This is a genomic window from Pedobacter sp. 10L46_2 (assembly GCF_056395165.1).
In genome coordinates this window covers 1-10,824 of the sequence record NZ_JBFTIZ010000156.1, presented here as the reverse complement: position 1 = coordinate 10,824, position 10,824 = coordinate 1, and the positions used below count along the sequence as shown (strand labels likewise).

Here is a 10,824-nt window from a genome sequence, read left to right as displayed (position 1 = left end):
CATAGATCCTTAGCTTCTGTATAGGAAAGCAGTGTAATCCTTAGTTTATCAATAGCCCTAAAAAGTTGTGTTTGCACTGTTCTTGGAGATATATCTAGAATTTCAGCTACCTCTTTATATCTCATTCCATTTTCTTTAATCAACCTAAAAACCATTTTTGCCTGCAAGGGAAGCTTTTCAATTGCACTATCTAATTTAATATGTAATTCTTTACGTTCTAATTCTTTCTCAGGATTGTTGTTGTCTGAGAATGGATACTCGCCCGACAATTCTAATTCAGTTATATGGATTCCTGAATGCTTTTTTAGATGTTTTAATGATTGATTTCTAACAGCAACAAATAGATATGTTTCCGGATTAATTACATGCAGGTTTCCTTTCCTGTTCTCCCAACACTTTACAAATATTTCTGAAATAATATCTTCTGCAACCTCCTTTTGAGTCACATAGTAACAGCAAAATTTAAAAAGTTTATTGAATAGCGCATAGTATAAAGCCTCAAAGGATTTAACATCGTCTTCAATGGACATTCTGATCCACAGACTGGATAAGTCGGGCTTTACTGTTTTCAATTGCTAAATAGATTGGTTTTTTTCCAATGCAATGTAGTGAATAAAAATAATTTCAAAAAAAATGAATTCCTTGTAGGCAATTTCTTTCTGAAATAGATCCCTTCTCTAAATACGTTGGCTAACCAAGCTCATTTACAATAACCATTTGTAAATAACCGACTGTATTAATAAAAATTATTAAACTAAACTAAACAAATGTATGAAAATGAGGAAAGTTCATTCCACAACCAGTGCCCTAGAAATCACATTTTCTAGCACCACCAAAGGCTTGCGGAAGCTAGTGCTCCTAGCAGTTGCTGCGCTTGGCTTACAGAATACCGCTAAGGCTGAGGGTATTGTAATAAACAAAAGTCTATTTCCAAATCTCTCCAAGGTGGTAAAACACTCCATTAATGTTAGTGAGATGGTTGCTAAAACGGTAACCGGATTGGTAGTCGACGATGCCGGATTGCCACTTCCTGGTGCAACTGTTGCCGCAAAAGGTACCAATGCGATAACAGTTACCGGCGCTGATGGGAAGTTTACCTTAACTGTTCCTGATAATGCCACCATACTGGTCGTTTCCTATATCGGCATGGAATCCCAGGAAGTAAACATCAGCAATTTAACCAATGTAACTATAAAGTTAAAACCTTCAGGTGATGCAAGCCTAACAGAGGTAGTCGTTACCGCTTTAGGTGTAAAACGTGAGAAAAGAGCACTTACCTTCGCGGCACAGCAACTTGCAGGCACAGAACTTACAAAAGCTGGAAGTCCCAATTTCATGGAGGCTTTAAGTGGTAAAGCTGCTGGTGTTGATATCGGCATCAGTAACTCCGGTGTTGGAGGTTCAACAAAAACAGTATTAAGGGGCTCAAAATCAATTGCCGGAAATAGTGAAGCACTTTTTGTAATTGATGGGGTGCCTGTAGTAAATAACAAAGGCGGGCAGGGCCAATGGTGCTATTTTATATGGTAGCCAGGGAGCTAACGGCGTAATTTTAATCAACACCAAGAAAGGTCAGGACGGCAAAATTGCTATCGCTTTAAATTCTACAATAAATTTTAGCAATGCGGCAACATTACCTGAGTTTCAATTTGATTACGGTGCAATAGGTGGCAGCGATTACAGTTGGTCCAAAACAAAGGGGGACTACCAGCGTAACTATATTGATGATTTTTTTCAGACAGGTGTAAATACCATTAATTCCCTATCAGTATCTGGTGGCAATGAAAGAACAACGACCTATTTTTCCTATGGAAATAATAACGCATCGGGCATTGTGCCAACCAGCACTTACAATAAGCATAATGTTACTTTAAGCCAGGAAACAAAATTATTTGATGATAAGGTTACCTTGAGTGGAAATGTGAGGTTCTCCAACGAAAAGTCAAAAAATCGTCCTGGCGCCGGTTATTACAATAATCCGTTAACGGGGTTGTATTTATTTGCCCGTGAAAGAGATTTTGCCGATTACAAAACCAATTATCAAGTTTTTAATACTGAACGAAATCTGTATAAACAAAACTGGTATTCTACTGAAGAAAAACAAAACAACCCATATTGGGAACTATATAATGACCCAAAACTTTCCACTAGTAACAGAGTAATTGCTTCAGCAAAAGCTTCATACGCATTTCTACCACATTTTAAATTTGATGTACGTGGAAACATTGATTATAATGACAGATTATTAGACTATCGTTATGCTGCAGGAGGTAACTCAGTAAGCGTAAGTTCTAACGGAACATGGAATTACACCAAGTATAATGACAAGGCCTTATATGGTGATGCCATCTTAAGCTATGACAACACTTTTGGTAAATTCAGCTTGAATGGCGTTGTGGGAGGAAGTATACAGGATTATACGTTTAATGATGGGATGACTTTTGCCAACGGCACAACACCGCTCCAGTACCCGAACTTTTTCAGTTTCGCAAACCTGCCTTATAATCTGGTTATCAATCAGACCTACAGCAGAGTTCAGAAACAGGGCTTATTTGCCAATGCCTCTCTAGGGTTCAAAGATATGCTCTATGTAGATCTGGCAGGACGCAATGACTATGCTTCTACACTGGCAACTACTGGCAACGATTCCTATTTTTATTATTCGGCAGGTGTGTCCGCTATAATCAGCCAGATGGTAACCATGCCCACAGAAATCAATTTCTTAAAACTAAGGGCATCAACCTCGCAGGTAGGAAATGAGGTGCCATATAATATCGTAAACCCAGGTAATGTTATCGGTGGTGCAGGTGGACCGAACGGCATAGGAGGGATTACCAGAAATACACAGACCCCTTTTGCGACATTGGTGCCTGAAAAGATAATCAGTAATGAGATTGGCCTGGAAAGCCGTTTTTTAAACGATAGACTAACTCTTGATTTTACCTATTATAAAAACACAAGTACCAACCAATTTTTATCTTTGCCAGCCCCTTCGGGTTCCGGTTACACCTTTTACTATGTGAATGCAGGTAAGGTGACCAACCAGGGTTTTGAGTTAACGTTAGGTGGAGACCCAATAAAAAACGAAAACTTCCGGTGGAACACCTCCGTTAACCTATCGCAGAACAAAAACAAAATTGTAGAATTAATTGCCGATAATCCCGGTTATCAGGTAGGTAGCGATAGTGAAGGTTTTAATTCAATAATCAAAGCTGGCGGGTCATTTAACGACTTATACATTTTCAAATTTGCACGAAATGCTTCAGGGCAGATTATATTAGATGATGCTGGAAAACCAAGTAAGGCTGCAACTCAGGAATATGTTGGAAATTTAAATCCAAAGTTGATAACCGGCTGGAATAACACATTTACATATAAAAACTTGAGTTTAAGTACCTTGGTAACGGCTAAGTTCGGCGGTGTTGCTTTCTCTAAAACTGAAGCTTTTCTGGATTCTTACGGAGTAAGTAAAAGGACCGGCGAAGCACGAGATGCAGGAAGTATTCCGATTAATGCCATAATGGGTACTACCCCTCAAAGCTCAATTGACCCTGCGTTGTACTATTCAACAATCGGTGATAGAAATGGGATTATGGAGCCTTATGTATTCTCCCGCACCAATGTCCGCTTGGCCCAGGTATCTTTAGCCTATAATTTGCCAATTAAAGGTTCGGCTATTAAATCAGCTTCCATTTCATTAATTGGGCGCAACCTGTTTTTCTTCTATAAAAAATCACCTTTCGATCCGGAGCAGGCGATGAGTACCAACAATAGCATGCAGGCCAATGATATTTTTGCTGTACCTGGTACACGTTCTTACGGGCTAAATCTTAAGTTAAACTTTTAATGTCTTAAAATAATGAAAAAAATATGTTTAATGGTGTTTGCCTTGATCGTACTCAACTCCTGCACCAAGAATTTCGAAGAGATAAATACAAATCCAAATCAAATAACAGATAAAATGCTGGAGCAGGACTTTAATCTGGTTGGATCTTCCTTCTCGGTTATGTTATTTAACCTGATGGGCCACCAAATTGAAGAAGATCTGTGTTATGATAACTGGATGGGATATATGGGCTCTCCAACGCCTTATGTTGCAGGTGTAAACAATACCACTTACTACCTGCGCTGGATTGATGCCTATTGGAATCGTATATATGGTAGCGTAATGTCTCCATCAAAACAGGTAATACAGCTTGCCGAAGAAAAAGAATTACCATTATTCGGCGATTGGGCAAAATTGGTTAGGATATTAGCCATATCGAAACTAACAGCTATCTATGGTCCGGTGATCTATTCGAATTATGGCACTGCTGGCCTAGGTTCGATCAAATACGACAAGGAGTCTGATCTATATAACAATCTGTTTACGCAGTTAGATCAGATTGAAACAAATTTCAAAGCCAACACATCTTACACTGGATTTACCAAATTCGACCCAAGCTATAAAGGCAACATCGCTTCATGGTTAAAATTACTTAATTCGGTACGTTTCCGTTTAGCAATGCGTTTGGTTAAGGTTAGCCCTATAGTTGCTAAAACAGAAGGAGAAAAAGCCCTGGCTGACCCAGTTGGGTTAATCACTACCAATGCCGAGAATTTCCTTATTTCGTTAAATGGAGAGGTAATGCCTGTTTCGATGATTTCTTTTGACTGGAACGATACCCGTATGGGTGCAACCATGGAATCTTTTATGGTGGGTTTAAAAGATGGACGTATGAATAAATATTTTGCTGAAGTAAGTGATGCCAGTTTAGTTACCGACCATCCTGCATACAAATTTAAAGGTATTCGCAGCGGCGCTTTCATCAATGCCAAAGATGATAGGGTTTCCTATTCTACAGTGAGTACAGATTTCAAATCGGTACAAAACCGAAGAGGGTTTACCGCATCGGAAATCGCTTTTTTGAAAGCCGAAGCGGCATTAAGAGGATGGGCAAATGCAGGAGATGCTAAAACAAACTATGAAAATGGAGTACGCCTCTCTTTTGCCGACTGGGGAGCAGCAGGTGTTGATGCCTATTTGGCTGATGCAACAAGTAAACCAATCAACTATATTGATCCAAAAGACAGTAAAAATAATTTCACAGCACTTTCTACCATTACGATAGCCTGGAATGCTGGTGACGCTAATGAACTGAAACTGGAAAAAATTATCACACAAAAATACTTAGCTACTTTTACCAATACTTTAGAAGCCTGGGTAGATTTTAGAAGGACAGGCTATCCTAAAATTCCGCACGTAGCTAAAAATGATAGTAGTCCGGATTGGGGTGTAATAACAGCCGATCAATGGATAAAACGCCTCGTATTTGTGCCCGCAGAAAGAACCGGTAATGCTGCAGCTGTTGCTGAAGCTGCGACTTTTTTAAGCTCAGGTAAAGACGATATTGCATCACGCTTATGGTGGGATACTACCACTCCGAGTAATTTCTAAACTTTTTCCAACAATAATCCAAAATGGCTGCCTTATGGCGGCCATTTTTGTAACCCGGCTAATTACCAGAAGATCAGGAAATAACGCTCTTGACATAATATTGACAGGTAAAATCCCTTAAAAAAGGGTTATCTGTTGATTTTATGTTACTTTTGTTCATTATACGTTATAAATGGATACTACTTCAAAACTAGCTCTGATTTTAAACGATCCAGATCTGCCTGGGGCACTTAAAGCAATTGCACAAAAGGTACAAAATCAAGAAAGGATTACTTTTGACGAGGGTGTTTATCTTTATGAACATGCCGAACTTGGGTACCTGGGTGCCTTAGCAAATCACATAAGAGAGCAAAAGCACGGTGATAAAACCTATTTTAACCGTAATTTTCATTTAGAGCCGACTAACCTTTGTGTTTACGACTGTAAATTCTGTTCATATTCTCGCTTAATTAAGCAGAAGGAAGAAGGCTGGGCCCTAACGATGGAGGAAATGCTTGATGTGGTTAAAAAGTACGACAACGAACCTGTTACAGAAGTACATATAGTAGGTGGAGTTTTACCTCAATACGATGTTGCTTTTTATTCAGCACTTTTTAGCGCAATAAAAAAACACCGTCCTGAACTTCATGTTAAAGCATTAACACCCGTAGAATATCATTATATATTTAAAAAGGCTAAAATTGACTATGCCACTGGTATGAAATTAATGAAAGAGGCCGGATTAGAGTCAATTCCAGGAGGAGGGGCAGAGATCTTTCATCCTGAGGTAAGAGACCTTATATCTAAAGATAAATGTACCGGCGAACAATGGTTGGCTATACATGAAGAATGGCATAAGCTGGGGATGCGTTCTAACGCAACTATGTTATATGGACATATCGAAAAATATGAACATCGTGTAGATCACATGGAGCAATTACGTCAGTTGCAGGATAAGACAGGTGGTTTCCAGACTTTTATTCCGCTTAAATTCAGAAATCAGCACAACCAGATGAGTAATGTGCCGGAAGTATCTGTAATTGAAGACTTGAGGAATTATGCAATTGCGCGTATTTACATGGATAACTTTGATCACATTAAAGCCTATTGGGCAATGATCAGCAGACAAACTGCTCAACTTTCATTAAACTTTGGGGTAGACGATATAGATGGTACGCTAGATGATACCACTAAGATCTATTCAATGGCCGGCGCCGAAGAGCAAACTCCTGCAATGAGTACACAAGACCTCGTAAATCTCATAAAACAGGTAAAACGTAAACCCATTGAAAGAGATACTTTATATAATGTTGTAACCGATTACACTGATTTCGTTTTTGAGGATGAAGTGAAACCTCAATACTACAAATTACCCGTAATTAACTAATGGATAAGGAAATATACATCATCAGGCATGGTGAAACAGAATTAAATAAACTAGGAATTGTACAGGGCAGGGGAATAAACAGCGATCTTAACGACACCGGACGCAGTCAGGCTGCTGCTTTTTATGCAATGTATAAAAATGTCCCCTTTGAAAAGATTTATACGTCAAAACTAAAGCGTACACATCAAACGGTTCAGGGATTTATTGATGCCGGAATTCCATGGGAACAGGTTGCAGGTTTAGATGAGCTTGCATGGGGCAAGTGGGAAGGAAAGCCTAATGATGATAATGCAATAACAGCGTTTAAAGCTATAGTTACAGCCTGGGACGAAGGCGATTATGACGCACATTTTGAAGGTGGAGAGAGCCCTAACCAGGTTTTAGCCAGACTTAAAGAAGCGGTAGACCTGATCAAATCCAAAAAAGAAGAAAAACTGATCTTGATTTGCATGCATGGTCGTGCAATGCGTTTATTGCTGTGCTTGCTGATGAATAAACCTTTGTCCGAAATGGGAGATTTCCCGCACCAAAATACAACACTTTATAAAGTTGAACTCACTGGCGATAAATTTGACATCGTTGAGTTTAATAATACCGACCATTTAAAATAATTCCTTTGAGTAATATTAAAATATCTGCAGTTTCCTATACAAATACTAAGCCCTTCATTTACGGAATTGAACATTCGGAAATTCTAAATAAGATAGATCTAAGTTTAGATATACCCTCAGATTGTGCTGCTAAGCTAATTAATAACCAAGTTGATATAGGATTAATTCCTGTTGCTGTCATACCGCATGTACCTAATGCTAACATCGTTGCAGATTACTGTATTGGATCAATTGGTGCAGTAAATTCTGTATTTATTTTTAGCGATGTTGATGTTTCAGAAATTAAAACGGTAAGATTAGATAGTCATTCCCGTACCTCAAATAATCTTGCAAAAGTATTGTTGAAATTTTACTGGAAACTGGATGTTGAATTTACTACAGATATCGATGCAAAAACTGATGCAATAGTATTAATAGGCGACAGAACTTTTGGTAAAAAGGCTGATTATGCTTTTGCTTATGATATGGGGCAGCAATGGATGGATTTTACAGGCCTGCCATTTGTTTACGCAGCCTGGGTTGCCAACAAAACTATTCCTCAATCTTTTATTGATGAATTTAATAAAGCACTGGCTTTTGGGTTAGGTCATCGTGCAGAGCTGTTAAAAGGCTTGCCTGCCCGGGATGATTTTGATTTGAATGATTACCTTTTTCATAAACTCGATTTTGATCTTACCGAAAAGAAAAGAGAAGCACTGGATTTATTCCTTTCTTACATTGCCAGGCTTTAAACCTATAAACATTTTTTAAATTTTCAACAAATCATAAAGCCTACACATCAAGATAGTATCTTTACGATTTTGTAAACAGAATCATTTTGGCTAAAGATAATACTAAAGAAACCCCGTTAATGCAACAATACAATGCGATCAAAGCAAAGTATCCCGGAGCATTATTACTATTTAGGGTTGGCGATTTCTATGAAACATTTGGCGAGGATGCGGTTAAAACAGCTCAGATATTAGGTATCGTTCTTACCAGAAGAGGTACAGGGCCAAATGGCGCTTTGGAATTAGCTGGTTTTCCCCATCATTCATTAGATAATTATCTTTCTAAGTTAGTTAGGGCAGGCCAGAGAGTGGCTATTTGCGACCAGCTTGAGGACCCTAAAACAACTAAAACAATTGTTAAAAGAGGGGTTACGGAACTGGTTACACCAGGAGTAGCGTACAATGACAATATATTAAGCCAAAAATCTAACAATTATCTGGCTGCGGTTTATTTCGATAAGAATTCAATAGGTGTCTCTTTTGCTGATATCTCAACGGGTGAGTTTCTGGTTGCACAGGGCGACGCAGAATACATAGATAAGCTTTTGCAAGGCTTTAAACCAAATGAAGTAGTTTTCCAGAAAAGTAAAAGAAAAGAGTTCCTTGAGAATTTTGGCGACAAGTTTTATACTTTCCATTTGGATGACTGGGCATTTACCAACGATTATGCAAATGAGATTTTAACCAAACATTTTGAAGTAGCTTCTTTAAAAGGATTTGGAGTTGATAAACTGCAAACCGGTATTGTAGCTGCTGGAGTAGTGCTTCATTATTTGAACGAAACTGAGCACCGCAATTTAAAGCACATTTCTTCGATCTCTCGTTTAGAAGAAGATAAATATGTATGGTTAGATCGCTTTACCATCAGAAACCTGGAATTGGTTAGTTCTACAAACGATAATGCCATTACACTTTTCGAAGTGCTTGATAAAACATCAACCCCAATGGGTGCTCGTTTGCTGCACAAGTGGATCATAATGCCATTAAAGGAATTAAAACCAATACAGGAACGTTTAGGTGTAGTAGAGTTTCTGATTAAAAAGGAACCGCTTTTAGAAGAGTTCTTGACGCACATTAAACAGATAGGCGATTTAGAAAGGCTGATTTCCAAAGTAGGGTTGCAAAAAGTAGGTCCAAGGGAACTTTGTCAGCTAAAAAAGGCACTGTATCATATAGAATCTGTTAAAAAGATAGCAGAAGAAGTGAAAAACCCTTTCTTATCTGTTCTTGCAGATCAGTTAAATCCATGTTTAACCATCAGAGAAAAACTCGAAAGAGAATTACAGCAAGATCCTCCTGCTGTATTAATCAAAGGGAATGTAATAGCTGAGGGTATCGATGAAGATCTTGACAGGCTTAGGAAAATAGCTTTTGGCGGTAAAGATTACCTTGTTGAAATACAAAAGAGAGAAGCTGCCATCACTGGTATCCCGTCATTAAAAGTAGCCTTTAACAATGTTTTTGGTTATTATCTGGAAGTTACTCATACCCATAAAGACAAGGTGCCTGCAGATTGGATCAGGAAACAAACACTTGTAAATGCAGAAAGATACATTACACCCGAACTAAAGCAATACGAAGAACAGATACTTGGAGCCGAAGAAAAAATTCAGCAGATAGAAATCCGTTTATATAATGAATTGGTGTCTCAGGTTGCTGCATATATTAAGCAGATTCAGTTAAATGCCTTCCAGATAGCTCAATTAGATGTGCTATTATGCTTTGCACAGCTGGCTATTAAAAATCACTATGTTAAGCCCGAAATTACTACAGGTAAAGCATTAGATATCAAAGGTGGCAGGCACCCGGTAATTGAAAAAAGGCTACCTGTAGGTGAGGAGTACATCACCAATGATGTATTTTTAGACAACGATACTCAGCAGATCATCATCATCACCGGTCCCAATATGTCGGGTAAATCGGCCATATTAAGACAAACAGGTCTCATTGTTCTAATGGCCCAAATGGGTTGTTTTGTGCCGGCAAAGGCTGCAAGTATAGGGCTAATAGATAAAATATTTACACGTGTAGGTGCGTCCGATAATCTTTCTTCAGGCGAAAGTACATTCATGGTGGAAATGAATGAAACTGCAAGTATCCTAAACAATATATCGGATAACAGTCTTATTCTGCTAGATGAAATTGGTAGGGGAACAAGTACTTACGATGGTATTTCTATTGCATGGGCAATCGCAGAGTTTCTGCACACGCATCCAACGGCGCGACCAAAAACATTGTTTGCTACCCATTATCATGAGTTAAATGAACTTGCCAACACAATGAGCCGCGTTAAAAACTTTAATGTATCTATTAAAGAGGTCTCAAATAAGGTGATCTTCCTGCGTAAACTAGTGCCCGGTGGAAGCGAACACAGTTTTGGTATACATGTTGCTAAAATGGCCGGTATGCCTCCTAAACTGATCAATAGGGCAAATGAGATCCTTAAAAAACTTGAAATAGACAGAACCGAAGGGCAAAGCATTAAAGATAGCATTAAGAAGGTTCAAAATCAGGCCTATCAGTTGCAGATGTTTGCTATTGATGATCCCGTTTTAGTGAAGATAAGAGATACACTTAACAACCTGGATGTAAATATACTTACTCCGGTTGAAGCGCTTTTAAAGCTCGATGAAATACAAC

8 protein-coding genes are annotated in these 10,824 nt (G+C 38.5%); 7 read left to right on the top strand and 1 reads right to left on the bottom strand.

Translation table 11 applies throughout. The annotated features are described in order from the left end of the window. On the bottom strand, positions 1-572 hold a 572-nt coding region (locus AC1DDX_RS16660; RefSeq protein WP_477622292.1), incomplete at its 3' end, for an RNA polymerase sigma-70 factor. A 205-nt stretch (positions 573-777) separates the two neighbouring features. On the opposite strand from AC1DDX_RS16660, the gene AC1DDX_RS16655 reads away from it, so the two are divergent. From AC1DDX_RS16655 to mutS, 7 genes are all read left to right on the top strand, one after another. After that, positions 778-1,530 carry a carboxypeptidase-like regulatory domain-containing protein gene (locus AC1DDX_RS16655; RefSeq protein ID WP_477622291.1) on the top strand — a complete coding sequence of 251 codons (753 nt, stop codon included), beginning with the start codon at positions 778-780 and terminating at the stop codon, positions 1,528-1,530. After that, complete coding sequence (locus AC1DDX_RS16650) at positions 1,487-3,847, top strand: SusC/RagA family TonB-linked outer membrane protein (protein WP_477622293.1); 2,361 nt, start codon at positions 1,487-1,489, stop codon at positions 3,845-3,847. Before AC1DDX_RS16655 ends, AC1DDX_RS16650 begins: the two co-directional genes overlap by 44 nt. A 12-nt stretch (positions 3,848-3,859) precedes the next feature. Then, positions 3,860-5,437 (top strand): SusD/RagB family nutrient-binding outer membrane lipoprotein, encoded by a 1,578-nt coding sequence (locus AC1DDX_RS16645; RefSeq protein WP_172663319.1) that lies wholly within the window; start codon positions 3,860-3,862, stop codon positions 5,435-5,437. Positions 5,438-5,609: 172 nt separating this feature from the next. Beyond that, complete coding sequence (mqnE, locus tag AC1DDX_RS16640; RefSeq protein WP_337714892.1) at positions 5,610-6,803, top strand: aminofutalosine synthase MqnE; 1,194 nt, start codon at positions 5,610-5,612, stop codon at positions 6,801-6,803. After that, complete coding sequence (locus AC1DDX_RS16635; protein WP_172663317.1) at positions 6,803-7,414, top strand: histidine phosphatase family protein; 612 nt, start codon at positions 6,803-6,805, stop codon at positions 7,412-7,414. Before mqnE ends, AC1DDX_RS16635 begins: the two co-directional genes overlap by 1 nt. Positions 7,415-7,419: 5 nt before the next feature. Next, positions 7,420-8,145: a menaquinone biosynthetic enzyme MqnA/MqnD family protein gene (locus AC1DDX_RS16630; protein WP_337714891.1), complete on the top strand. Its 726-nt coding sequence runs from the start codon at positions 7,420-7,422 to the stop codon at positions 8,143-8,145. 86 nt (positions 8,146-8,231) lie between these two features. Further along, on the top strand, positions 8,232-10,824 hold a 2,593-nt coding region (mutS, locus tag AC1DDX_RS16625), incomplete at its 3' end, for a DNA mismatch repair protein MutS (protein ID WP_477622290.1).